General features: G+C 74.4%; 20 protein-coding genes and 1 pseudogene. 13 read left to right on the forward strand and 8 right to left on the reverse strand.

Features of this window, described 5'->3' with window-relative positions; translation table 11 throughout:
- Positions 1-123 precede the first annotated feature (123 nt).
- Positions 124-657 (forward strand): HNH endonuclease, encoded by a 534-nt coding sequence (locus ACQEUR_RS24170; protein WP_433035309.1) that lies wholly within the window; start codon positions 124-126, stop codon positions 655-657.
- Between the two features lie 68 nt (positions 658-725).
- Here ACQEUR_RS24170 and ACQEUR_RS24175 read toward each other — a convergent pair whose 3' ends face one another.
- The 3 genes from ACQEUR_RS24175 to ACQEUR_RS24185 all read right to left on the reverse strand — a co-directional run bounded on the left by ACQEUR_RS24175 (position 726) and on the right by ACQEUR_RS24185 (position 2,722).
- Complete coding sequence (locus tag ACQEUR_RS24175; RefSeq protein ID WP_433035312.1) at positions 726-1,568, reverse strand: class F sortase; 843 nt, start codon at positions 1,566-1,568, stop codon at positions 726-728.
- Positions 1,569-1,580: 12 nt separating this feature from the next.
- Entirely contained in the window at positions 1,581-2,096 is a 516-nt protein-coding gene (locus tag ACQEUR_RS24180) for a hypothetical protein (protein WP_433035315.1), read from the reverse strand.
- Between the two features lie 182 nt (positions 2,097-2,278).
- On the reverse strand, positions 2,279-2,722 hold the full coding sequence (locus ACQEUR_RS24185; protein ID WP_433035318.1) for an Lrp/AsnC family transcriptional regulator: 444 nt from the start codon (positions 2,720-2,722) through the stop codon (positions 2,279-2,281).
- Positions 2,723-2,907: 185 nt separating this feature from the next.
- Between ACQEUR_RS24185 and ACQEUR_RS24190 the strand changes: the two genes are divergently transcribed.
- The 6 genes from ACQEUR_RS24190 to ACQEUR_RS24215 all read left to right on the forward strand — a co-directional run bounded on the left by ACQEUR_RS24190 (position 2,908) and on the right by ACQEUR_RS24215 (position 11,003).
- Entirely contained in the window at positions 2,908-3,810 is a 903-nt protein-coding gene (locus ACQEUR_RS24190) for a tryptophan 2,3-dioxygenase (protein WP_433035321.1), read from the forward strand.
- Between the two features lie 70 nt (positions 3,811-3,880).
- Positions 3,881-5,179, forward strand: a complete 1,299-nt coding sequence (kynU, locus tag ACQEUR_RS24195; protein ID WP_433035323.1) for a kynureninase — start codon at positions 3,881-3,883, stop codon at positions 5,177-5,179.
- A 125-nt stretch (positions 5,180-5,304) separates the two neighbouring features.
- The gene (locus ACQEUR_RS24200) at positions 5,305-8,703 is read left to right on the forward strand and encodes a S8 family serine peptidase (protein ID WP_433035326.1); all 3,399 of its coding nucleotides are present in this window, start codon (positions 5,305-5,307) and stop codon (positions 8,701-8,703) included.
- Between the two features lie 58 nt (positions 8,704-8,761).
- The gene (locus ACQEUR_RS24205) at positions 8,762-10,204 is read left to right on the forward strand and encodes an amidase (RefSeq protein WP_433035329.1); all 1,443 of its coding nucleotides are present in this window, start codon (positions 8,762-8,764) and stop codon (positions 10,202-10,204) included.
- Between the two features lie 69 nt (positions 10,205-10,273).
- Positions 10,274-10,576, forward strand: a complete 303-nt coding sequence (gene ctaJ, locus ACQEUR_RS24210; RefSeq protein WP_433035331.1) for an aa3-type cytochrome oxidase subunit CtaJ — start codon at positions 10,274-10,276, stop codon at positions 10,574-10,576.
- A 4-nt stretch (positions 10,577-10,580) separates the two neighbouring features.
- Positions 10,581-11,003 (forward strand): DUF5130 family protein, encoded by a 423-nt coding sequence (locus ACQEUR_RS24215; protein WP_433035333.1) that lies wholly within the window; start codon positions 10,581-10,583, stop codon positions 11,001-11,003.
- A 59-nt stretch (positions 11,004-11,062) separates the two neighbouring features.
- On the opposite strand, the gene ACQEUR_RS24220 is transcribed toward ACQEUR_RS24215, so the two are convergent.
- Together ACQEUR_RS24220 and pepN are read right to left on the reverse strand one after the other, a co-directional pair.
- Positions 11,063-11,695 carry a Uma2 family endonuclease gene (locus ACQEUR_RS24220; RefSeq protein WP_433035336.1) on the reverse strand — a complete coding sequence of 211 codons (633 nt, stop codon included), beginning with the start codon at positions 11,693-11,695 and terminating at the stop codon, positions 11,063-11,065.
- Between the two features lie 150 nt (positions 11,696-11,845).
- The gene (gene pepN / locus ACQEUR_RS24225) at positions 11,846-14,425 is read right to left on the reverse strand and encodes an aminopeptidase N (RefSeq protein ID WP_433035339.1); all 2,580 of its coding nucleotides are present in this window, start codon (positions 14,423-14,425) and stop codon (positions 11,846-11,848) included.
- Positions 14,426-14,658: 233 nt separating this feature from the next.
- Between pepN and ACQEUR_RS24230 the strand changes: the two genes are divergently transcribed.
- From ACQEUR_RS24230 to ACQEUR_RS24240, 3 genes are all read left to right on the forward strand, one after another.
- A complete protein-coding gene (locus ACQEUR_RS24230) occupies positions 14,659-15,285 on the forward strand; it encodes a mycothiol-dependent nitroreductase Rv2466c family protein (RefSeq protein WP_433035342.1) in 627 nt (208 codons plus the stop codon).
- Between the two features lie 122 nt (positions 15,286-15,407).
- Entirely contained in the window at positions 15,408-16,664 is a 1,257-nt protein-coding gene (locus ACQEUR_RS24235; protein WP_433035345.1) for a DUF1015 family protein, read from the forward strand.
- A 148-nt stretch (positions 16,665-16,812) separates the two neighbouring features.
- A complete protein-coding gene (locus tag ACQEUR_RS24240) occupies positions 16,813-17,289 on the forward strand; it encodes a ribose-5-phosphate isomerase (RefSeq protein ID WP_433035348.1) in 477 nt (158 codons plus the stop codon).
- Between the two features lie 161 nt (positions 17,290-17,450).
- Here ACQEUR_RS24240 and ACQEUR_RS24245 read toward each other — a convergent pair.
- Together ACQEUR_RS24245 and ACQEUR_RS24250 are read right to left on the reverse strand one after the other, a co-directional pair.
- Positions 17,451-17,714 (reverse strand): annotated as a pseudogene (locus tag ACQEUR_RS24245) (hypothetical protein); the annotation flags it as partial.
- 389 nt (positions 17,715-18,103) lie between these two features.
- Positions 18,104-19,366, reverse strand: coding sequence for a GNAT family N-acetyltransferase (locus ACQEUR_RS24250; protein ID WP_433035351.1), 1,263 nt, complete (start codon positions 19,364-19,366; stop codon positions 18,104-18,106).
- A 123-nt stretch (positions 19,367-19,489) separates the two neighbouring features.
- Between ACQEUR_RS24250 and ACQEUR_RS24255 the strand changes: the two genes are divergently transcribed.
- Together ACQEUR_RS24255 and ACQEUR_RS24260 are read left to right on the forward strand one after the other, a co-directional pair.
- The gene (locus tag ACQEUR_RS24255) at positions 19,490-20,011 is read left to right on the forward strand and encodes a hypothetical protein (protein ID WP_433035354.1); all 522 of its coding nucleotides are present in this window, start codon (positions 19,490-19,492) and stop codon (positions 20,009-20,011) included.
- A 170-nt stretch (positions 20,012-20,181) separates the two neighbouring features.
- Positions 20,182-21,369, forward strand: a complete 1,188-nt coding sequence (locus ACQEUR_RS24260) for a glycosyltransferase family 2 protein (protein ID WP_433035357.1) — start codon at positions 20,182-20,184, stop codon at positions 21,367-21,369.
- A 16-nt stretch (positions 21,370-21,385) separates the two neighbouring features.
- Here ACQEUR_RS24260 and ACQEUR_RS24265 read toward each other — a convergent pair whose 3' ends face one another.
- Positions 21,386-22,111: a polysaccharide deacetylase family protein gene (locus tag ACQEUR_RS24265; protein WP_433035360.1), complete on the reverse strand. Its 726-nt coding sequence runs from the start codon at positions 22,109-22,111 to the stop codon at positions 21,386-21,388.
- Between the two features lie 162 nt (positions 22,112-22,273).
- Between ACQEUR_RS24265 and ACQEUR_RS24270 the strand changes: the two genes are divergently transcribed.
- Entirely contained in the window at positions 22,274-23,320 is a 1,047-nt protein-coding gene (locus ACQEUR_RS24270; RefSeq protein WP_433035363.1) for an SDR family oxidoreductase, read from the forward strand.
- The last annotated feature ends 10 nt before the right edge of the window (positions 23,321-23,330 follow it).

Here is a 23,330-nt window from a genome sequence, read left to right on the forward strand (position 1 = left end):
GCCGGCGTCGGCCGCGCTACCGGCGGCCCGTCCGGTCGTGCCCGGCCGCCGGGCCGGCGGATCGGGGTCGACACCGGCAGGCACAGGGGAGCGGACGCCAGCACGACCGAGAGGGTGAGCACGATGCCTGACATACGACCCACGGTGGGCTCCGGTGCGTTGGTGCTCAATGCTACGTACGAGCCGCTGTGTGTCGTTTCGGTGCGTCGGGCCGCGATCCTCGTGCTCTCCGCCAAGGCCGTCTGCGTCGCCGACGGGGACGGCATCCTGCACAGCGCCCGCAACGCGCTGCCGGTGCCGTCGGTGGTCCGGCTGACCCGCTTCGTCCGGGTCCCCTACCGGACCCACGTCGGTCTCTCCCGCCGGGCGATCTTCGCCCGCGACAACTGGCGCTGCGTCTACTGCCGGGGCCCGGCCGAGACCATCGACCACGTCTTCCCGCGCAGCCGGGGTGGGCGGCACGCCTGGGAGAACGTCGTGGCGGCCTGTGCGCGGTGCAACCACACCAAGGGCGACAAGACCCCCGCCGAGCTCGGCTGGCGGCTGCCCTCCTCGCCCGCCGCGCCGAAGGGGACGGCCTGGCGGGTGCTCGGGCACCGCGCCCCGGACCCGCGCTGGGCGGACTGGCTGGACCTTCGCGAGGTGGAGGCCGCCTGAGCGGGCGGGCGTGCACGGTCGCGACCGCGCCGCTCGGTGCGACCGCGTGAGCGGGGGCGGCAGCCGGCTCACCGGTGCCGCGCGGAGACCAGGGAGGCGAACACGACGATGTTGTCGGCGTACCCCGTGGCGCCGCCGACCCAGCGTCCGCCGCAGGTGATCAGCCGGAGGGCCGGGCGGCTGAAGTCGCCGTAGACCTCGTCGACCGGCACCGCCGACTTGGCGAACCGCCGTACGGAGTTGACCTGGAAGACCGCCACCGACCGGTCCTCCCGGCTGACCTCGATCTTGGCGCCCGGTCGTAGTTCGCCCAGGTCGTGGAAGACGGCCGGACCGGTCCGGGTGTCGACATGACCGACGATCACCGAGGGACCGTACTGACCGGGTGTCGGGCTGCGCTCGTACCATCCGGCCTCGTCGCGGCGGTCCGAGGCCGGCACCTCGATGGTGCCGTCCCCGGCCACCCCCACCGGATGCACGGGTGCGTCCAGGTCCAGACCCCGGATGTCGATCTCGACGGGCGGGCTCGACTCCAGCACCGGGAACTTGCGCGGTGGCGGCTGGGTGGCGAAACCCAGGCCGGTCGGGAGCAGGGTGATGCCGGTGACGCTCTGCACGCCGAAGGCCGTGACGAGCAGGCCCAGCAGCACCGTGACGACAGCGACCGGTCCGGGACGGCGGGCGCCCCGGATCCCCCGGGCCGAACGCCGTGGCGCCAGCGCCACGGCGGGGCGCAGGGTGCCCGGCGGGGTCCGCTCCGCCGGATCCGGGCTGGTGATGCTCGCCGCGGTGGCCTGGCTGGCGACCCGGGCCAGGACCCGGGCGGTACGCCGCCGCCACCGGTCGGCGCGCACCCGCCACCGGGCCGCCCGGCCCCGCCACGGGCCGTTGGCCGTGGTGGAACGGGTCATGGTCGGCCCGGGTCAGCGCCCGGCGCGGCGCCGACGCGAGCCGAACAGCCCGAAGGTCGCGCCGAGCACGAGGATGCCGAGGCCACCCGCGAGGATCAGGGTGCCGCCCAGGCCGTTCGCCGTGCCGCCCCCGCCGGCCGCCGGTCCCTGGCTGCCCTGGCTCATGTTCACCACGGTGAGCGTGGTGGTGGCGGTGTTGCCGTTCTGGCACTCCAGGTTGACGCCGTAGCTCCCCGGCGCCTTGCTGCCGGGGATGGTCACCGAGCCGGTCAGGAAGCCGTTGTTGGGCCGTACGATGACCCGCCCGAACGCGTCGGAGTGCACCGTCGCCTGCTGGTTGTTCCCGCCGTCGCAGCTCGCCCGGATGTTGACCCGGCTGCCCGACTGGGCGGTGTTCGGGGTGACCTCGACGAAGGTGTTCGGTCCGGCCGACACGGGCGTCGCGGCCCCGAACAGCGGCCCGGAGACCAGGGCGGTGGCGATGGCGCCGGCGGCGATCGAGCGGCCGACGAGACTGGCAGCGTGCATGACTCCCCCTTCCGGCCCTTCCGGCCGGCCATGCGTTGCGGCGAACCGTCGTCCCGAGCCGTGTTCCCACCCGCCGGGAGCACACACGCGGCATCGGCCCGGACGGCCAAGATCCGCGTGATCAGGGGACTGACGGGGCGACACGCCGACGACACGCGGGAACAGCTCCCTGATCACCGGGATCAGACGTGGTCAGAGGGGGTGAGGGGGTGCCAGGGGAGGGGGGTGGACAGGACCATCGTGCTGGAGGGCTGGCCGTACGGGGCCAGGCGGTCTATGACCTGCTCGAAGGTGTCGATGGAGTTGGTGGCGACCTTCAGCATGCTGCACGCGTCGCCGGTGATCCGGTGGATTTCCAGGATCTCCGGCCAGTCCGGCACCTGCGGGTCCCGCAGGATGCACCGGGAGCCGTAACAGGACATCCGGATCATCGCCACCACGGACCGGCCGGCCCGGGACAGGTCGACATGGGCGTGATAGCCGGTCACCACGCCGGACTCCTCCAGCCGCCGTACCCGTTCCGCCACGGCCGGCGCGGAGAGGTGCACCCGGCGGGACAGTTCACTGAAGGAGAGCCGGGCGTCCGCCTGCAACTCGCGGAGCAGGGCCCAGTCCATCTCGTCCATCCACCGACCGCCCTCGGGAAGTGCCCGGGTGGATCCCGGACTGACCTTCGGAACACTAAGCCAACCGCCGGATCGACCGCGTAACGACCCGGTGTTTCACGCGGATCGCCGTTGATCCGGCATTCCGTCTGCCGGCCTCCCCGGGGCACCATGGTCGGAGGACGACGAACTGAGGAGGTGGCCCCGTGGAGAGCACCCATTCGGTGGACCCGGCGCGGCGCCCCCGGGTGCGACCGGCGACCGCCCGGGAACGGGCCGCCCGGGCCAGGGCCAACCGGGGCGAGCCGACGCTGGAGTTCGCCGAGCGCATCCCGTACGACGCCTACGTGCACGCCAGCACCCTGCACAGCCTCCAGCAGACGCTGAGCCGCGATCCCGGCGAGATGTCGTTCCTGATGGTCAGCCAGATCATGGAGCTGTACTTCGGGCTCACCTGCTTCGAGCTGCGGGTGGCCCGGGACCGGCTCCGTGACGACGACGTCTGGGCCGGCCTCGCCCCGCTGCGCCGGGCCGCGCTGCACATGGAGGGGCTCAACGCGGCCTGGCGCGGCCTGCGCTGGATGACCCCGGCCGACTTCAACCGGTTCCGCAACCTGCTGGGCGAGGGCTCCGGCTTCCAGTCCGCGATGTACCGGCGGCTGGAGTTCCTGCTCGGACTCAAGAACGCCGCGGTGATCCGGCCCTTCCGCCGCCAGCCGCAGGTGCACGCCGAACTGGTCGCGTACCTGGCGGAGCCGAGCCTCTGGGACGAGGTGGTGGCGCTGCTGGCCCGGCGCGGCTTCGACGTACCCGGCGGGCTGCTCGACCGGGACTTCTCGGTGGAGGTGGAGCCGAGCGAGGAGGTCGCCGCGGCCTGGGTCGAGGTGTACGCCGACGCCGGACCGGAGAACCACCTGCGCCTGCTGGGCGAGGCGCTGGCGGAGGTCGCCGAGCAGTTCGAGGAGTGGCGTCACCAGCACCTCAAGGCGGTGCGCCGGACGATGGGCGCCAAGGTGGGCACCGGCGGCTCGGCGGGCGCGGCGTGGCTGCGCCGGAGCATGGCCCGGGAGGTGTTCCCGGAGCTGTGGACGGCGCGTACGGACATGTGACACCTTTCGAATCCACCCAGGCGGGCGCCCGGCGACCCGTCACCGGCGCAGACCCAGGGGAGGGCGCACCATGATCACGGCTGGCGAGGACGAGGCACGGCGGCTCGACGCGGCCGACCCCGGGCACCGGCACCTCTTCCAGGTCCCGCCGGCGCCGGAGGGAGCACACCCCGGGTCGTACCCCGAGCTGGCCTACTTCGCCGGCAACTCACTCGGCCTGCCGCCCCGGGCGAGCCGGGACGAGGTCCTGGCCGAGCTGGACGCCTGGGCGAGGCTGGCGGTGGAGGGCCACTTCACCGGCGAGCGGCCCTGGCTGTCGTACCAGGAGCGGCTGGCCGGGCCCCTCGCCCGGCTGGTCGGCGCGCGGCCGGGCGAGACCGTGGTGATGAACGCCCTGACGGTCAACCTGCACCTGCTGATGGTGTCGTTCTACCGGCCCGCCGGACGGCGTACCCGGATCGTCATCGAGGACTCCGCGTTCCCCTCGGACAGCTACGCCGTCCGCAGCCAGGCCCGGCACCACGGGCTGGACCCGGACGAGACGGTGGTCCGGCTGCGGCCCCGGCCGGGTGAGGAGCACCTGCGTACCGAGGACGTGGTCGGCTACCTCGGCGAGGCGGGGGACTCGGTCGCGCTGGTGCTGCTCGGCGGGATCAACTACCTCACCGGTGAGCTGATGGACATCCCGGCGATCACCCGGGCCGCGCACCGGGCCGGCGCGCTGGCCGGCTGGGACCTCGCGCACGCCGCCGGCAACGTGCCACTGGACCTGCACGGCTGGGACGTCGACTTCGCCGCCTGGTGCTCGTACAAATATCTCAACGCCGGCCCGGGAGCGCCCGGCGGCGTCTTCGTGCACCAGCGGCACCTCGACGACCCGGCGGTCAACCGGTTCGAGGGCTGGTGGGGCAACGCCCCGGCCACCCGGTTCGAGATGGCTCCGGTCTTCCGGCCACCGGCGGACGCGCAGGCGTGGCAGCTCTCCAACCCGCCCATCCTGGCGCTGGCCCCGGTACGGACCTCGCTGGAGATCTTCGACTCGGTCGGCATGGCCGCCCTGCGGGCCCGCGCGCAACGGCTCACCGGCTACCTGGAGCGGCTGCTCGACGAGATCACCCCGACCCGGCCGATCACCGTGGTCACCCCCCGGGACCCGGCCCGGCGGGGCAGCCAGCTCTCGCTGCGGATCGGCCTCGGCACCGCGGCCGACCTGACCAAGCGGCTGCACCACGAGTACGGCGTGCTGGCCGACGACCGCCAGCCCGACATCGTCCGGCTGGCGCCGGTGCCGCTCTACTCGACCTACCACGACTGCTGGCGGGCGGTCGAGGCGCTGGCCCGACTGGTCGAGGAGACCGGGCCCCGCTGACCGGAGGATCCGCGTGACGGGTAGCGGGCGATTCGAAAGATTCCGACAAATATCGATGCAACCCTTCTGCGGCCCGCGTGGTCTCTCTAGTGTCCGGCGGTATCCGACGGAGCTCGGGAGGACGCATGCGAAAGAGATCCGTCCGATGGGGCGGCGGTCTGACGATCGCCGCCCTCGTCATCTCGTCGGCCGCCGTGGCCGCCCCGGCGGGCGGGGCGTCCCCGCCCGCCGGATCCCTGCCGGGCGGGTTCTCCTCGGCGGCGTCCTCCTCGGCGGCGTCGCGGTCGCCGGCCGCGACCGGCCCGCAGGCCCGGTCGGTGACCCTGATCACCGGGGACCGGGTCAGCGTCCGCGCCGACGGGAACGCTTCGCTGCAACCCGCGCCGGGGCGGGCCGGCATCCCGGTCCAGGCCTGGCGTGCCGACGGCCGCCTGCACGTGCTGCCGGCCGACGCGGCGCCGCTGGTGCGGGCCGGGCGGCTGGACGCCCGGCTCTTCGACGTCACCGCGCTGCTCGACTTCGGCTACGACGACCGGCGCGCCGACCTTCCGCTGATCGTCACCGCCGGCGGGAACCGGGCGTCCGCCCAGGCGATCCTGGCCGCCCGGGGCGCCCGGGTGGTACGGGAACTGCCGGCGGTCGGCGCGCTCGCCGTCCGGGCCGGGAAGCCGGGGCTGGCCGGGCTGTGGCGTGGTATCGCCGAAGGCGCCGGCCGGCACACCCTGCGCGGCGGCGTCTCCACCGTCTGGCTGGACGGTCTGCGTACGCCGACGCTGGACCAGAGCGTGCCGCGGATCGGGGCCCCCGCGGCCTGGCAGGCCGGCCTGGACGGCACCGGCGTGACGGTGGCGGTTTTGGACACCGGCGTCGACGCCGGGCACCCGGACGTGGCCGGTCAGGTCGTCGGCCGGGCCAACTTCACCGAGGGCGAGGAGGACGACCGGGACCTGGTCGGGCACGGTACGCACGTCGCCTCGACGGTGGCCGGGACCGGTGCCGCCTCCGACGGGAGGTACCGGGGCGTGGCGCCCGGGGCGCGGCTGCTGGACGGCAAGGTCTGCGTCGACTACGGCTGCCTCGAATCCTGGGTCATCGCCGGCATGCAGTGGGCGGCCCGGCAGGGCGCCGCGGTGGTCAACCTCAGTCTCGGTGGGGCGGACAGCCCCGAGCTGGACCCGGTCGAGCAGGCGGTGCAGACCCTCAGTGCCGAGTACGGCACCCTCTTCGTGGTGGCCGCCGGGAACCTCGGCGCGGACGGCACGGTCAGCTCCCCGGCCAGCGCCGACGCCGCGCTCGCGGTCGGTGCGGTGGACCGGGAGGATGCCCTCGCGGACTTCTCCAGCCGGGGACCGCGGACCGGCGACGGCGGGCTCAAGCCGGAGATCACCGGGCCGGGCGTCGGGATCCTGGCGGCCCGCGGCGCGGACGGCCACCTCGGCGAGCCCGGGGAGTCCTACCAGGCGCTCTCCGGCACCTCGATGTCGGCACCGCACGTGGCCGGCGCCGCGGCGATCCTCGCCCAGCGCCACCCCGGGTGGACGTCGGGCACGCTCAAGGCCACCCTGATGGCCGCCGCCGCGCCCAACCCCGAGCTGACCGCGTACGAGCAGGGCGCCGGCCGGGTCGACGTGGCCCGGGCGGTCACCCAGTCCGTCCACGCCGAACCGCCGAGCGTCGGCTTCGGCCAGGCCCGCTGGCCGCACGCCGACGACACCCCGCTGACCAGGACCGTCCGGTACGCCAACGGCGGTGCCGCCGAGATGACGCTGGCGCTGTCGCTGACCGCGACCGGCCCCGACGGTGCGCCCGCACCGGCCGGACTCTTCACCCTCAGCGCCCCGACGCTGACCGTGCCGGCCGGTGGCACCGCCGAGGTCTCGATCACCGCCGACACCCGGTTGGGCGGCCCGGACGGCTTCTACACCGGCCGGCTCGTCGGCACCGCCGGTGACCTGGTGGTGCAGACCCCGTTCGCGGTGGACCGGGAGCTGGAGAGCTACGACGTCGACCTCACCCATCTCGACCGGGCCGGCGAGCCGACCGGCGCGTACCTGACCGGGCTGTTCCGGCTCGACGGCGAGCCGGCCTCGTACCGGCCGTACGACGGGAGCGGCCGGGTCACGGTCCGGCTGCCGAAGGGGCGCTACGCGCTGATGAGCTTCGTGTTCGAGGGGAGCGAGGAGGACTCCGAGGCCAGTCTGCTGGCGCAACCGGAACTGGACGTGACCGGTCCGGCCACGATCAGCGTGGACGCCCGCCGGGGGCGACCGGTGTCGGTGACGGTGCCCCGGACGGACGCCACCCAGGTGCTCGCCGTGCTGAGCGCCGAGGTGGGCGACGCCGACCAGGTGTTCGGCTTCGACCTGCTCGGCGCCGACTTCACCGGCCGGTACGCGGGGCGGCTCGACGGCGGCGGGCCGGTGGACGGGTTCGTGAGCAAGGTCAGCAGCGTCTGGGCGAGGACCGGCGCGGACGGGGACCGGCACAACAGCCCGTTCGTCTACAACCTCGCCTGGTACGCCCCGGACACCATGCTCACCGGCTTCACCCGGGCGGTGCGGGAGTCGGAGCTGGCCACGGTGCGGGCCCGGTACGCGCGCGACGCCACCGGTGCCGGTATCGGGGCGCACACCGTGGACTTCGGAATCCGGCCGGGGGTCTCCGAGAACGCCTGGTCCACCTCGGTCCCGTTCGACACCCCGTTCGAACGCACCGAGTACTTCAACGCCGAGCCCGGGGTGCGCTGGGAGCGGACGCTGGAGGAGTGGCGGTCCACCGGGGCCGGGCCACCGGAGACGATCTCGGCCGTCGCGCCGCCGTCGGTCGCGTACCGGGCCGGCACCCAGCTGCGTACCCAGTGGAACCAGGGGGTGTTCGGGCCGACGTTCGACAGCCCGCACTGGCCGCAGGCCTGGCTCACCCGGCTCGGCGACGAGCTGACCGTGGCGCCGCCGCTGTTCGGTGACGGGGCCGGCCGGCCCGGTGCCTCGCTCACCTCGTCGACCGGGCTCGTCCTCTACCGCGACGGCGTCCGGATCGCCGAGACCGACCAGCTCGGCGGCGCGTTCGAGGTGCCGCCGGAGCCGGCCGACTACCGGGTCGAGGTCTCGGCCACCCGGGGGGCGCCGTTCACGCTCTCCACCCGGGTCGAGGCCACCTGGACGTTCCGTTCCGGGCACGTGCCGGGCTCCACGCCGGTGCGGCTGCCGGTCTCCGCGGTGCGGTTCGGCCCGACCCTGGACCAGCGGAACGCGGCGCCGGCCGGCGGGCTCTTCGCGGTGCCGGTCTCGGTGCGTCACCAGCCGGACTCGGCGGGCGGCGCCGTCCGGTCGTTCGCCGTCGAGGTCTCCCACGACGACGGCCGGACCTGGCGGGAGGCCCCGCTCGTGGCGATCGGCGGCACCGGCGTACTGCTGCTGCGCCATCCCGAGGAGCCGGGGTTCGTCTCGCTCCGGGCGACCGCCCGGGACCGGGCCGGCAACAGCGTGCGGCAGACGGTGATCCGGGCGTACGAGATCAGGTAGCGGGCCGGCGTACGCGTCGGTCCCACCGCCGTCCGGGCCGGGGCGGCAGGATGGGGGGATGGCCCAACCGCACGACCTGACCCTGCTGGAGCAGGCGGCGGCGGTCCGCCGGGGTGAACTCGGCAGCCTCGAACTGGTCGACCACTACCTGGCCCGGATCGAGGCGTACGGCGACCGGGTCGGCGCCTTCGTCACGGTGACCGCGTCGCGGGCCCGGGCGGAGGCCGCCGCCGCGGACGCCGCCCCGGCCGGGGCGCGCGGACCCCTGCACGGGGTGCCGACCGCGATCAAGGACCTCACGCTCACCGCCGGGGTCCGGACCACCTTCGGGTCGGCCGCGTTCGCCGACTTCGTCCCGACGGTCGACGCCGACGTGGTACGGCTGCTGCGGGCCGCCGGCACGATCAGCCTCGGCAAGACCACCACCTCCGAGCTGGGTTGCTCGCTCTACTCCGAGGGGGAGGTGGCGCCGCCGGCCCGCAACCCGTGGGATCCGCGGTGCACCGCCGGGGGCTCCAGCGGCGGCGCGGCGGCGGCGGTGGCGGCCGGCCTGGTGCCGGCGGCGCAGGGCTCGGACGGCGGTGGCTCGCTGCGCATCCCGGCCGCGCTCTGCGGACTGGTCGGCTACAAGCCGAGCCGGGGACTCGTCTCCGGCGGCCCGCTCGGCTTCGGCGCCTTCGGGCTGCCGGTGCACGGGCCGATCGGCCGGACCGTGGCGGACGTGGCGGCACTGCTGGACGCGATGGCCGTACCGGTGCCGGGCGAGCCCTACCTGGCGCCGCCGGCGCCCGACGGCGGATACCTGGCGGTCGCCCGGCGGGCGGAGCCGGGTCGGCTCCGGATCGGCCGCTTCACCGCGCCGATGCTCGTGGACACCCCGGTCGACCCGGCCTGCCGGGCCGCCGTCGACGCGGCCGCCGGCCTGCTGGAAGCCGCCGGGCACGAGGTGGTCGAGGTCGCCCCGCCGGTACGCCCCGACGTGTGGCCGCTGTTCGAGACGATCTGGTACGTGCTGGCGCTCACGCCGGTGCCGGCCGGGGCCGAGGAGCGGCTGCTGCCGCTGACCCGGTTCCTGCGCTCGCGCGGAGCCGGGGTGCCGGCCGGGGTGCTGATGGCGACCCTGGCCCAGTTGCAGGCCCTCGTCCGGCAGGGGGTACGCGCGACCGCGGAGTGTGACCTGCTGCTCTGCCCGACGCTGGCGGCTCCGGCGGCACCGGTCGGCTGGTTCACCGCCACCGGCGATCCGGCGGACGACTTCGACCGGCAACGGCGGTTCTCGCCGTACTGCGCGATCTTCAACGTGACCGGTCAGCCGTCGGTGTCGCTGCCGCTCGGGAGCACTCCGGACGGGCTGCCGGTGGGTGCGTTGCTGACCGGCCGGTACGGCGAGGACGGCCGGCTGCTCGCCGCTGCCGCCGCGCTCGAAGGGGTCGTCGGGGGGTGGGATCGGCACCCCGATATCTGGCGGTCCCCACCCTCCGATACCGTGAACGACGACTGAGTCGGGTGGGTTGACAACGATCGTCGCCCTTTCCGGCCCGGCACATGGTCCCATTTCCGCCTGGGGGCGTTGAGGTTGTCTGTTTCCGAGACGTTGCTGATCTTCGTCGGCATCCCGGCCGCCGCCACACTGGTGATCGCCGCGCTGGCGAGCGCGGGCCGTACTGGCCGCAACTCCCGGCGCTACCGCCCGGGCCGGCCGTTCGAGTTCACGCCGGTGTGGTTCCTCTCCACGCCCGAGCACCTGAGCGAGAACGCCCGGACCGCGCTGCCGGCCGGCGCGCAGGCCCGCGAGCTGACCCAGGGTGAGACCGAGACCATCAGCGCGCCGGTGCGCGCGGGCGTGACGGGGGGCGCAAGTGACCGCTGGTGACCAGGTGACGAAGGACCGGCCGGAGACCGAGACCGGGCACGACGCGCCGACGCCTCCGGACGTGCTGGACGGTCCGTTCACCACCCGGCAGCTGCTCCGCATCGACGAGGCGCTCCGGGTGGCCGACCAGTCGACCGGGCTCGTCTTCACCGTCTACGTCGGCGGCCTGGACGAGCCGGTCCGCGAGCACGCCCAGCGGCTGCACGCCGAGCTGACCGAGCCGGCCCGCGCGGTGCTGATCGCCCTCTCGCCCAACCAGCGGGTGCTGGAGGTCGTGACCGGTGCCGAGGCGCGCAAGCGGATCCCGGACCGGGACGCCAAGCTCGCCGCGCTCTCGATGGTGGCCGCCTTCGGCGGCGGCGACCTGACCGGCGGCATCGTCACCGGCCTGGACCAGCTCGCCACCCGGGCCGGCCGCGCCGCCTGACCCGACACGGACGGCACCCGCCGTCCGGCTCGGGTCACCCGCTCCCGTGCCGCGGGTGCTCACCCCTCGGCTTGTCCGCACCCGGTGCACCGACACCCGTCCGGCTGACCGATGTGTGGCGGGCCGGTCAGGCCGACCACCCGGCCGGGGCCACCCGCACGGGGAAGGGGTAGCTCGACCAGCTCCACTCCGGTGGGCGGGACCGAGCGGTGCAGCTCGTAGTGGCCGGCGGTCGCCCGGAGATAGAGGTGGGCCACCGGACCAGCCTCGGTCCGTTCGATCCGCCAGTACGACTCGATGCCGGCCTCGGCGTACAGGCCGAGTTTGGTGAACCGGTCGTGCCGGCGGCTGCTCGGCGACTCCACCTCGACCACCAGCGCGACGTCCCTGGGCTCGGCCCACATCGCGTCCCGCGGCGCCGTCGGCCGCAGCACGGTGAGGTCCGGGATCGCGTTGCCGCCCGGCACCCGCAGCCCGATCTCCCGGATCACCCGCCATCCCCGGGGCGCCGCCGACCGGAGCGCGGCGCGGATCTCGTCCGCCAGCTCGTGATGCGTGAAGTCCGCCGGGGGTGTCGCGTGCAGGCTCCCGTCGATGATCTCGTAGCGGTGCCCGTCGGCGGGTAGATCGAGCAGGTCGTCCTCGGTCCAGCCCTGCTCGGGCGGATGCCACTCGTAGCGCGGTTGGGCCATCGAATCCACCTCCATCCGGAAGCCTAACGGCGGGGTCCGGTTACTGGTCGCCCGCGACTGGCCGGGCGCCGTGCCGGGCCGGCCGCGCCGGGAGGACGGACCGACCCACCTCCCCAGCTCGGAGGCGCCCGAGCAGGCGGACGCGCCCGATCAGGCGGAGGCCGCGGCGGCGTCCCGTGCCCGGGCCCGCAGGGCACGCAGCACCCCGTCCCGGCCCTCGCCGACCAGCCGGCGCAGCGGCGCGGGATGACCCGGCTCGGCCAGCCACTCGTCGGTGGCCCGGATGGTGTCCTCGCTGATCTGGTACGCCGGGTAGGCCAGCGCCACGAACTCCTGCGCCGGCTCGCTGTCCCGGCTGCTCCAGACCTGACCCACGACCCGGAAGAACCGCTCCACGTACGGCGCGGTCAGCTCGACCTGCGCCGGGTGCTGGAAGCCCTGGAGCAGGGCCCGGTGCCGCCAGTTCGGCAGGTCGCCCCCCTCCTCGGTCAGGATCCGCCACACCTCGACCTTGTGTTCCGGCGTGGGCAGCAGCGCGCGGGTCAGCTCCGCCTCCCGCTCGCCACTGGCGGTACGGTCGGCGGCCAGCTCGGCGTCGATCTCGGCCCGCCCGGCGGCACCACCCGCGACCAGCGCGCGCAGCAGCGTCCAGCGCAGTTCGGTGTCGATGGTCAGCCCGGTCGGCACCTCCGCGCCGTCCAGCCAGTCGCGCAGCACGGACAGTTCGGCGTCGCCGCGCGCGGCGGAGGCGTAGGCACGGGCCCAGGTCAGTTGCAGTCCGCTGCCCGGCTCGGCGGCCCGGAGGGCGGTCCCGGCCGTGCGGGCCAGCTCCGCCCAGCCCGTCGGCGCCCAGTCCGGGTCGGCGTACGAGGTGAGGGTGGCGGCCGACTGCCGCAGCGTCTGGGTGACCAGGTTGATGTCGGTCTCCGCCGGCAGGCCGGTCAGGGCCAGCGCCAGGTAGTCGCGCGCGGCGAGTTCGGCGTCCCGGACCATGTCCCAGGCCGCGGCCCAGCAGAGTCCACGGGCCAGCGACGACTCGAAACCGGCGATGTGCTGCACGACCGTCGCCATCGACCGCCCGTCCAGCCGGAGCTTGGCGTAGGTCAGGTCGTCGTCGTTGAGCAGCAGCACGTCCGCCGCCGCCACCCCGGTCAGCTGGGGCAGCTCGGTCCGCTCCCCGGTCACGTCGACCTCGAGCCGGTCCCGCCGGACCAGTCGGCCGTCGGTGAGGTCGTAGAGGCCGACGCCGATCCGGTGCGTCCGCAGGGTCGGGTAGCCGGCCGGCGCCTCCTGGAGCACCACCACCGACTGGTAGGTGCCGTCCGGGCCGATCGACAGCTCGGGACGCAGCGTGTTGACCTGTGCGGTCTCCAGCCACTCGGCGGCGAACTTGCGCAGCTCCCGGCCGGACGCCGCCTCCAGCTCGGAGAGGAGGTCGTCGAAGGTGGCGTTGCCCCAGGCGTGCCGGGCGAAGTAGCTGCGCAGGCCCTGCTTGAACGGTTCCTCGCCGACGTACGCGACGAGCTGCTTGAGCACGCTGGCGCCCTTGGCATACGTGATGCCGTCGAAGTTGACCTCGACCGCCTCCAGGTCGGGCATCTCGCAGTAGACCGGGTGGGTCGAGGAGAGCTGGTCCTGGCGGTAGCCCCAGTTCTTGCGGACCGAGAGGAAGGTGGTCCACGCGTCGGAGAAGCGGGTCGCGTGGGTGTTGGCCCAGTGGCTGGCCCACTCGGCGAACGACTCGTTCAGCCAGAGGTCGTTCCACCAGCGCATGGTCACCAGGTCGCCGAACCACATGTGCGCCAGCTCGTGCAGGATCGTGTTGGCCCGCTGCTCGTACTCGAAGTCGGTCTCCTGCGAGCGGAACAGGTAGTGCGCCTCGGCGTGCGTGACGCAGCCGAAGTTCTCCATCGCGCCGGCGTTGAAGTCGGGCACCCAGAGCTGGTCGTACTTGGGCAGCGGGTAGCGGACGCCGAACTGCTCGTGGAAGAAGTCGAAGCCCTGCGAGGTGATCAGGTGCAGGTCCTCGGTGTCGAGGTGGGGGGCCATGCTCGCCCGGCAGAAGTAGCCCATGTCGATGCCGTCGTGCGAGTGGCGGACCTCGTGGTACGGCCCGGCGCAGAGGGCGGTGATGTAGGTGCTCATCCGCGCCGACTCGGCGAAGTGGACCGTCCGGGTCTGGGCGCCGGCCGGCTCCTCGGCACGTACCGGCATGTTGGAGATCACCCGCCAGTGCGCGGGAACCGTGGCGTGCCAGGTGAAGACGCTCTTCAGGTCGGGCTGGTCGAAGCAGGCGAAGACCCGCTGCGCGTCGGCGGTCTCGAACTGGCTGTAGAGGTAGGTCTCGCCGTCCACCGGGTCGACGCTGCGGTGCAGGCCCTGACCGCTCGCCGAGTAGAGGAAGTCGGCGTCGACGACCAGGGTGTTCTCGGCGGCCAGGTCGGTGAGGGTGAGCCCGGCCTCGGCGGACCAGCCGGAGAGGTCGACCGGGGTGCCGTTGAGCGTCGCGGAGCGTACGGAACCGGCGGCCACCTCGATGAAGGTGTCAGCTCCCGGTTCGGCGCAGCGGAAGCGCACCTCGGTGACCGAGCGGAACGTGCGGCTGTCGGCGGCCTGCCCGGCTGACGACAGGTCCAGGCGGATGTCGTAGCCGGTGACGTCGAGCAGCCTTCCCCGCTCCGTCGCCTCGGCCTGGGTCAGGTTGCGAACTCCTGGCACGTGAATCTCCATCCGGTCTTCCCTGCGGGCTGTCCCCGTTGACAGCGTCGAGCCCCGGTGACAGCGTCCCGCTCCGTCGAGCGCGGTGAGCCGGGTACGGCTCGACGCCGAGTCTTTCACGTCGACAACCGTGGCACTGGTGCTCCAGGTCACGGTCTCATCCCGCTGCCGTGGGGCGGCTGGCGGGGTGAAGATCTGTGGGGGTGCCGCCGGTTCCGGCGCGCCGAACGACGAAGGGAGTCACCGTGTCCGAGCGCGCGGCGGTTGACATGTTCTTCGACCCGGCCTGCCCCTGGGCCTGGATCACCTCCCGCTGGCTGCTGGAGGTCGAGCGGGTCCGACCGGTCGATGTCCGTTTCCGGGTGATGAGCCTGTCGGTGCTGAACGAGGGCCGGGACCTTCCGGAGGACTACCGGCGATTCCTGGACACCAACTGGGGGCCGGTCCGGGTCTGCATCGCGGTCGAGCAGGCGCACGGCTCGGCGGCCGTACGCGAGCTCTACACCGCACTGGGCAACCGGATCCACCTGGGCGGTGCGGAACGCGGTCCGGAGCTCTACCGGGCCGCCCTCGCCGAGGTGGGGTTGGATCCGGCGCTGGCCGAGGCCGCCGACTCCACCGAGTACGACGAGGCCCTGCGGGTCAGCCACGACGAGGGCATGAAGCCGGTCGGCACCGACGTGGGCACTCCGGTGATCCACGCCCCCGGCCCGGTGCCCGGGCAGACCGTGGCGTTCTTCGGCCCGGTGGTCACCCCCGCGCCGAAGGGCGAGGCGGCCGGCCGGCTCTGGGACGGCGTACTCCTGGTGGCCGGCACCCCCGGTTTCTACGAGGTGAAGCGGAGCCGCATGGAGGGGCCGACCTTCGACTGAGCGCGGCCGGGTCCCGGGCCGCCCGGCCCGGGACCCGGCCGGCGACGCGGGAGCGGCCCATGAGGTGGACAGGGGCGGGGTATCCGCGAGCGCGACCGGGGCCGCCGGTAGCGTCACGGCACATGACGGTCGTGCATCCGATCGCCCGGGCCTGGATCACCACTGGCGGCACCGGCGCGCAGAACTATGACGAGTTCGCCGACGACGCGGAGATCACCGGGATCATCCGGGACAACCCGCGGAGTGCCCTGGCGATCGAGATGCCACACCGGGCGCCGGAGACGCTGGGCCGCTCGTTCACCGAGGCGCTGCCGGCCGCCGCCGCGCGACTCGCCGAGGCCAGGGCGGACGGCAGCTACACGCCGGCCGAGCGGGTCGTGGTGCTCTACCGGATCACCTCGGCGGACGAGGAGCCGGCCTACGGGCTGTTCGCGATGGTCGACACCGACCAGATCTCCACCAGTGCGGACGAGCCGGGCCTGGTGATCCGCAACGAGGAGGTCTTCATCGCCAAGGTGCGGGAGCGGGTCGCGCTGGCCGAGGCGACCGGACACCTGCTCTCGCCGGTGCTGCTGCTGCAGACCGGCAACCGGGGCGGCCGGCCGACCGGCGAGGGCGACCGGAACGCCGGGGACGCTCTGCACCGGGTGCTCGCCGAGGCCACCGACACCGCCGGAGCGCCGGCGGCCACCGACGTCGACCAGGCCGGCCGTACCCACGCGATCTGGCTGCTCGGGCCGGGCGCCCGGCAGGACGAACTGCTGGCCCTGGCCGGTGCCGGGGAGCTGGTCGTCGCGGACGGCAACCACCGCAGCCTCGCCGCCCAGACGGGTGGGCTGCCGCGCTTCCTCGCCGTGATCACCACGCCCGCCTCGGTCGCGATCCAGCCCTACAACCGGCTGGTCAGCGAGTTGACCAGCAGCCCGGAGGAGCTGATCGAACGGCTGCGGGCGACGGGTGCCCGGGTCGAGCCGGTGGCCGGGCCGCCGGCCGTACCGGCCTCGGGCGGGACCGTCCAGTTGTACGCCGCGGGGACCACGTACGACGTCACGCTGCCGGCCGGCCCGGGGGCCGGAGTGGACAATCTGGACCACGCCCTGGTGGAGCGGGTCCTGCTCCGTGACGTGCTGGGACTCGATCCGGGGGACAAGCGGATCACCTACGTCGGCGGCGACTACCCGGCGCACTGGCTCGCCGGCGAGGTCGACGCGGGCCGGGCCGAGCTGGCCGTGCTGGTCGCTCCGGTGACCGTGCAGGACTTCGTCGCGGTCAACCTGGCGCGGCAGAAGATGCCCCGCAAGAGCACCTGGTTCACCCCGAAGGCCCGGGGCGGTCTGGTCCTGGCCGAGCTGGGCCAGGACGCCGCCACCGGGTCCTGATCCGCCCGCCCGCCTGACCCGCCCGGCGGGCCGACGTTCCGGCTCCCGGGCGGTCACCGGTGCGAACCCGACCGCTCCGGCTGTGATCTGTCCGGCTGTCGCCGTGCCGCCGGACGTGTCCTCCCGGCGGGCTGACAGACTGCGCGGTATGCGCGTCTATCTGGGATCCGACCACGCCGGCTACGAGCTGAAGGTGCACCTGGCCAACCATCTGGCCAAGCAGGGGTACGAGCTGGTGGACGTCGGACCGTACCTGTTCGACCCGGATGATGACTATCCGGCGTACTGCCTGCACTGCGGCGCCCGGGTGGTGGCCGATCCGGGCAGCCTGGGTGTGGTGATCGGCGGCTCGGGCAACGGCGAGCAGATCGCCGCCAACAAGGTGACCGGGGTGCGTGCCGCGCTCGCCTGGAGCGTGGAGACCGCCCAGCTCGCCCGGCAGCACAACGACGCGAACGTGGTGGCCGTGGGCGCCCGGCAGCACACCCTGGACGAGGCGACCGCGATCGTGGAGGCGTTCCTCACCACCACGTTCTCCGGCAACGACCGGCACGCCCGCCGCATCGCCCAGGTAGCCGGCTACGAGCGCACCGGAGAACTCCCCACCCTCCCCGCCACCCCCTAACCCCCCGCCCGCCCCCTCCCATGATCCGCGTGATCAGGGAGTGCTTCGCGCGTGTCGCCGGCGTGTTCCGCTGTCAGCTCCCTGATCACGGCGATCTTGCGCGGCGGGGCGCGAGCCGGGGGAGCGAGCCGGGGGGCGCGGGGGCGGGCGGCAGGGGTGGGTCAGCGGCCGTTGCGGGGGAGGTCCTCGCGGGGCACCCAGTTGCGGCGTACCAGCACCAGCCGCTCCGTCGCCTCCGCGAGATCGTCCTCGGTCGGTCGGGCGGCGTCCCGGGCCCGCATCGCCGCCGCCACGCTCACCTGCGAGGCGCCGGACCCGACCAGCCCGCGCAGCCCGCGTTCGCTGTCCCGGTCCTCGGCGGTCGGCGCCAGATCCGGTCCGCGCCGTCCCGTGCCGCGCTCCGATCCCGCACCGCCGCGCTCGGGCCTTGCACCGCGCGCCGGCCCCGCACCACGCTCGGCCCCCGCACCGCGCTCGGCCCCCGCACCGCGCTCGGCCCCTGCGGCCCGTTCCGGTCCCGCGCCGCGTTCTGGTCCCGCGCCGCGTTCCGGTCCCGCGCCGGGCTCGGGTGCGGTGCCGGGCGCCTCGGCGGGCCGGGGCGCCCGGGCGTCCGACCCCGGCTCGCCGTCCCGGCGCCGACGTCCGGCCTGGGCCGGGTCGCCCGACCTGTCCGGCGTGCCGCCGTCGCGGGCACGCCGTCCGTCCGGGGCCGGCTCGCCGCCGCCCGCCGCCGGGTTGTGCCGCAGCCGGCGCCGTCGACGCTCCGAGTCAGCCATGACGCGACGGTACCGCCCCGGCCGGTGCTCGTCGCGGGTCAGAACACCTCGATCCCGGCGGGCGCCCGGTGCCATCCGAAGGCGGCGGAGGTCGGGGCCAGCACACCCGGGCGCAGTTCCCGGACCCGCCCGGCCGCGGCCAGGGCCCCCAACGACGGCCCGCCGAGGTACGCGGCAGCGAGATCGCGTACGTCACAGGCCAGCTCGGCCGGCTCGCCGGTACGGCGGCACCGGGCCGCGCCGCCGGTAACGGTCAGCCGCCAGCGCCCACTGTTCGCGGGAAGCAGTGGATCGGTCACCTCGATCACCGCGTCGACGTCGCTGGCGTACCGGCGGGCGCCCAGCGCACCCGCGACGTCCACGATCCGGACCCAGAGCGCGTGGCCGAGCCGGGCGCCGAGTTGGCGGGGCTCGTCGACCAGGTGCTGGAGCGGCTCGTCCACGGCGCCGTGCCCGTAGCTGACGGTGCGGGTCAGGTCGATGCCGAGCAGGAACCGCCACAGCTCCCGGTACGTCGTCGGGTCGGCCGCCACCAGTTCGTCGAGGACGACGGTGCCCTGCGGCCCCCGCTCGTCCCAGTGGCTCCGGGTGCGCCACACGGCGTACCCGGTCGGTCCGGCCGGCCCCTCGGCCAGCAGCACCCGCCGCTCGGTCCCGCCGAACTGTCGGGACGGGAAGTCACCGAGCACGTACCGCCACCACGGCCCGTTCCGGCTGGACCAGCCCGGCCGCTCGGCGCGCAGTCGCTCGTACACCTGGGCCAGCTCGGCCTGGCAGGCGTCCGCGCCGGCGACGCGGAGCCGGACCCCCGAGCCGGCCGGCGTGCCTGCCTCGGGCGGCCCGGCGGGGGCGTCGACCAGCCGGACCCCGGTCGTGTTGATCTCCATGGAGAGCAGCTGCGCGGCCAGGCCGTAGCCGAACCGCTGGTAGATGGGGGCCTCGCTGGCCCAGAGCAGCGCGATCGGTTCCCGGCCGGCGGTGTGTACCTGCGTCAGCTGGTGCCGCATCAGCCGGGTCAGCAGCCCTCGCCGGCGGTGGGTGGACGCCACCGCGACCATCGTGACGTGCGCCGCCGGCACGACCGCGCCCGGCACGGTCAGCTCCCGGGTGAAGGCCGCCGCGTGCGCGACGACCTCCTCGCCCGAGCGGACCAGCAACGACCGCTCCGGCTCGAACACCGCGCCCTCCGCCGCCGCGTGCGCCTCGTCCGGCAGGGCGTGGAAGGCGGTACGCAGCAGAAGGTGGATGCCGGCCCAGTCGGCCGCCGTGGCGACCTGGACGGCGGGGTCGTCGTCTGGCATCAACCATGTGTAGCCGAGCGGCGCTGACTCGGCGAGTGTTTTCCCGGCTGGCTACCCTCGACAACGGGGACGGGTTCGTACGGAAGCTCGACGGGTCCGTGCCCGCACCGATGGGGAGGACAGATGGCAGACCAGACGCAGCCGTGGGCGGAGCAGACCGTCGAGGTGCCCGACCAGGGTCGCTTCCGCAAGGGGCGGGCCCAGGTGGGGGCGCCGACCCCGCGTACCGAGCCCTTTCCCACGGTGCCGCACGACGCGACCGGCACCGGTTGGCCGGGCGCGGCGGAGGAGTCCCGCCCGGTGCCGCCGGGCTACCACTGGCGGCAGCTCCGCAGCGGCAGGCACTGGAGCATGACCGGGGCGCTGTTCGCGTTCGTCTGCTGGGGTGTCTGGGCCATCTCGGCCGGGGGTGACCTGACCAGTCCGGTGGTGACCTTCGTGCTCACCCTCTTCGTCGCGGTCGGTCTCTTCGCGCTCTCCCGGCTGGTCGGGCGGATCGTCTACGAGCGCCAGCTCGGCCGGGTCCGCCGCAGCGCGCGGGGCGCGCACCTGGTGACCGGCCTCTTCCTGGCCGGGGTGGGCGTGGCGTACCTGCGCCAGACCGAGTGGGTCGTGAACCTGTGGAACTGGGTCGCCGGGCTGTGAGCCCGTCGCCGGCCGCGGTGGAGGGCTCCTCGGCGGCCGCGCAACCGCCCGGTGGCACTGATCGACGACCACACATCACAATTTGGTCACTCGCCTGTTACTGAGCGCGTGGCGTCCGATCACTCGGCGCTACGATTCGGTTCCCGCCGGACTTCCGGAGGTTGCCGACGGTGACTCTGCTCAGCGTGATAGTCCCGGTCTACCTGGTAGAGGACTACCTGGCCGAATGCCTGGACTCGATTCTCCACCAGTCCGTCACCGACCTTCAGGTGGTCGCCGTGGACGACGCCTCCGGCGACGGCTCGGCCGCGATCCTGGCCCGCTACGCCGAACGGGATCCCCGGGTCGAGGTGGTCACCCTGGAGCGCAACCACGGGCTGGGCGGTGCCCGCAACGCCGGGCTGGCCCGAGCGGTCGGCGAGTACGTCTGGTTCGTCGACAGCGACGACTGGCTGCCCGCCGGCGCGCTGCCCGCCGTCGCCAACCGGCTGCGGCAGACCCGTCCGGATCTGCTCGTCGTGGCGTTCACCCGGCACTACCCGAACGGCCGGGTCCGGCACTCGGGGCTGTCCCAGGTCGGCGGCGACCGGCCGGTGCCGGAGGTCTTCACCCTGCGGGAGCAGCCGGGCCTGCTCTCGGTGCTGCACATCACCTGCAACAAGGTGATCCGGCGCGGCTTCCTCGCCGAGCGGGGCCTCAGCTTCGGCCCCGGCTGGTACGAGGACGTGTCGTTCAGCTTCCCGTTGATGCTCGCCGCCGAGCGGATCAGCCTGCTGGACCGCTGCTGTTACGCGTACCGCCAGCGGCCGGGCGGGGCCATCACCTGCACGGTCAGCGACCGGCACTTCGAGGTCTTCGCGCACTGGGACCGGGTCGTCGCCGGGCTGACGGCGGATCCGGAGGTGCCGGCCGAGCTGCGTAATCTGATCTTCGAGCGGATGATCTGGCACCTGCTCCAGGTTCTCGGTCACCCGCGTCGGGTGCCACCGGCCCGGCGCCGGGAGTTCTTCGCCGAGATCGTCACCCGGTACCGCGCGCACCTGCCGGCCGCCGGGTACCGGCCGCCCAACGGCGCGCTCGGGCTCAAGCACCGGCTCATCGGCCGGGGCGCGTACGGGCTGTTCCTGGCGTTGCGGGTCGCCCGTCGCGCCCACGTCGGCGTGGTCACCCGGGTCCGCCGCCCGGCCTCCGGCCCGGCCCGCCCGACCGGGCCGTCCGCCCGCGCCTCCGGCCGTCCGGCGGCCGCGGCGGCGCCCGGCGGCCCGGCGTCCGCTGTTGTGCCCGGCGGCCCGTCCTCCGGCGTGCCCAACACCCGCCGTGGCGCCCTGCCGGGCGAGCTGACCGACCGGGTGGGCTGACGGGAGCGGGGTGCCGTCAGCGCCGGGCGGGCCGGCCGTGTTCGCCGAGCGGGCCCACCCGCCAGCCCCGGTCCAGGCACTCGTCCAGCAACCGGGGCAGCGCGGCCAGGCTGGCCCGCCAGGAGCCGGGCGCGGAGGTGCAGTCGGAGTCGTGCAGCAGGACCGTGCCGCCGCCGGCCAGCCCCGCCCGGACCGTGTCGAGCACCGAGGTACCGGTCGCCGAGCGGGTCCAGTCCCGGCCCCAGCAGCTCCAGAGCACCGGCGTCAGCCGCAGCCGGCGGGCGGCCACCAGGGAGGCGGCGCTGAGCACCCCGTACGGGGGCCGGAAGTACCGGGGGGTGCGGCCGGTGACGGCGCCGATCAGCTCCCGGGTCCGGGCCAGGTCGCGGTACGTCGTGTGCGGGCCGCGCAGCAGCAGGTTGTGGTGCCCCCAGCCGTGCACCGCCAGCTCGTGCCCGGCGGCGGTGAGGTCCAACCCGAGTTCGGGGGAGCGGGCGAGCATCGAACCGAGCAGGAAGAAGGTGGCCCGGGTTCCCCTGGCGGCCAGCGCCTCGACGAAGAGCGGGGTGGACGCGGGGTCGGGGCCGTCGTCGAAGGTCAGCGCGACGTGACCCGGTGCGCCGAGCCCGCTCAGCCGGGGAAAGAACCGGAGCCGGATCCCGGGCAGCACCGTCACCGCGGGAACCACCTGGGCGGCCAGCGCGGCGCCGACCGTGGTCGCCGGCACCGCGCGTGCGCGCACTCGTTCCTCCACCCGCCTCACCATCGCCGAGGCGGGTACCCGGAGGCCGCGGCTTCATCCTCACCCGGACGGGTGGAACGCGGCGGATGCGAGGTTCCTCGCCGTGGTGTCGCTGCCGAGGGTCGCGCAACGTTTGGCGTACCGGGGGCCGGGTAGCTCGGCATGCCGTCGCGACGAGGGAGGTTCACGCTGGACCGCCGAGAGGTGCCGCGGGTCGCGGTCGTCACCGGGGCGACCGCGGGAGTGGGCCGGGCCACCGCGAGGCTGCTGGCCCGGCGCGGCATGCGGATCGCCCTGCTGGCCCGGGGCAGCGCCGGGTTGGCCGCCACCGCCGACGAGGTACGCGCCCTCGGTGGTACGGCCCTGCCGATCGAGACCGACGTGGCCGACCATCGGCAGGTCGAGGACGCGGCGGACCGGGTCTGCGCCGAACTCGGCGGAATCGACCTGTGGATCAACGACGCCTTCACCTCGGTCTTCGCGCCGTTTCAGGAGATCGGCCCGGAGGAGTTTCGCCGCGTGACCGAGGTCACCTATCTCGGCTACGTATACGGCACCCGGGCGGCGCTGGCCCGGATGTCGCCGCGGCAATCCGGGACCATCGTGCAGGTGGGGTCGGCACTGGCGTACCGGTCGATTCCCCTGCAGGCCGCTTATTGCGGCGCCAAGCACGCGATCGTCGGGTTCACCGAGTCCGTCCGCTGCGAGTTGCTGCACGACCGGAGCCCGGTGCGGATCACCATGGTGCACCTGCCGGCGGTGAACACGCCCCAGTTCGACTGGGTGCTGTCCCGGCTGCGCGGTCGGGCCCAGCCGGTGCCGCCGATCTACCAGCCCGAGGTCGCCGCCCGCGCGGTGGTGTACGCCGCCGACCGGCCGGAGCGCCGCGAGTACTGGGTGGGTGGGTCCACCGTGGCCACCGTGCTCGCCAACCGGATCGCCCCGGCCCTGCTCGACCGCTATCTGGCCCGCACCGGCTACGCGAGCCAGCAGGGTGGCCGGCCGACAGGTCCGCACCGGCCGACCAACCTGTGGCATCCGGTCGACGACGCCGACGGCGTCGACCACGGCGCCCACGGCGCGTTCGACGACCGGTCCCGGGGCCGGAGCCCGCAGTGGTGGTTCAGCCGGCACCGGGCACCGGTGGTCGCCGCCCTGCTGGCGGGGGCGGCCGGTGCTGCGCTGGCCAGGGCGGCGAGACGCCGTTAGGCGGGCGCGG

It is taken from the genome of Plantactinospora sp. CA-290183 (assembly GCF_050936375.1).
GTDB lineage: Bacteria > Actinomycetota > Actinomycetes > Mycobacteriales > Micromonosporaceae > Plantactinospora.

What these genes read in the sequence shown, in the direction of transcription:
- ACQEUR_RS24170 (WP_433035309.1), top strand. Translation starts at nt 124, where the DNA reads ATGCCTGACATACGACCCACGGTGGGCTCCGGTGCGTTGGTGCTCAAT.
- ACQEUR_RS24175 (WP_433035312.1), bottom strand. Translation starts at nt 1,568, where the DNA reads ATGACCCGTTCCACCACGGCCAACGGCCCGTGGCGGGGCCGGGCGGCC.
- ACQEUR_RS24180 (WP_433035315.1), bottom strand. Translation starts at nt 2,096, where the DNA reads ATGCACGCTGCCAGTCTCGTCGGCCGCTCGATCGCCGCCGGCGCCATC.
- ACQEUR_RS24185 (WP_433035318.1), bottom strand. Translation starts at nt 2,722, where the DNA reads ATGGACGAGATGGACTGGGCCCTGCTCCGCGAGTTGCAGGCGGACGCC.
- kynU (WP_433035323.1), top strand. Translation starts at nt 3,881, where the DNA reads ATGATCACGGCTGGCGAGGACGAGGCACGGCGGCTCGACGCGGCCGAC.
- ACQEUR_RS24200 (WP_433035326.1), top strand. Translation starts at nt 5,305, where the DNA reads ATGCGAAAGAGATCCGTCCGATGGGGCGGCGGTCTGACGATCGCCGCC.
- ACQEUR_RS24205 (WP_433035329.1), top strand. Translation starts at nt 8,762, where the DNA reads ATGGCCCAACCGCACGACCTGACCCTGCTGGAGCAGGCGGCGGCGGTC.
- ACQEUR_RS24220 (WP_433035336.1), bottom strand. Translation starts at nt 11,695, where the DNA reads ATGGCCCAACCGCGCTACGAGTGGCATCCGCCCGAGCAGGGCTGGACC.
- pepN (WP_433035339.1), bottom strand. Translation starts at nt 14,425, where the DNA reads ATGGAGATTCACGTGCCAGGAGTTCGCAACCTGACCCAGGCCGAGGCG.
- ACQEUR_RS24235 (WP_433035345.1), top strand. Translation starts at nt 15,408, where the DNA reads ATGACGGTCGTGCATCCGATCGCCCGGGCCTGGATCACCACTGGCGGC.
- ACQEUR_RS24240 (WP_433035348.1), top strand. Translation starts at nt 16,813, where the DNA reads ATGCGCGTCTATCTGGGATCCGACCACGCCGGCTACGAGCTGAAGGTG.
- ACQEUR_RS24250 (WP_433035351.1), bottom strand. Translation starts at nt 19,366, where the DNA reads ATGCCAGACGACGACCCCGCCGTCCAGGTCGCCACGGCGGCCGACTGG.
- ACQEUR_RS24255 (WP_433035354.1), top strand. Translation starts at nt 19,490, where the DNA reads ATGGCAGACCAGACGCAGCCGTGGGCGGAGCAGACCGTCGAGGTGCCC.
- ACQEUR_RS24270 (WP_433035363.1), top strand. Translation starts at nt 22,274, where the DNA reads ATGCCGTCGCGACGAGGGAGGTTCACGCTGGACCGCCGAGAGGTGCCG.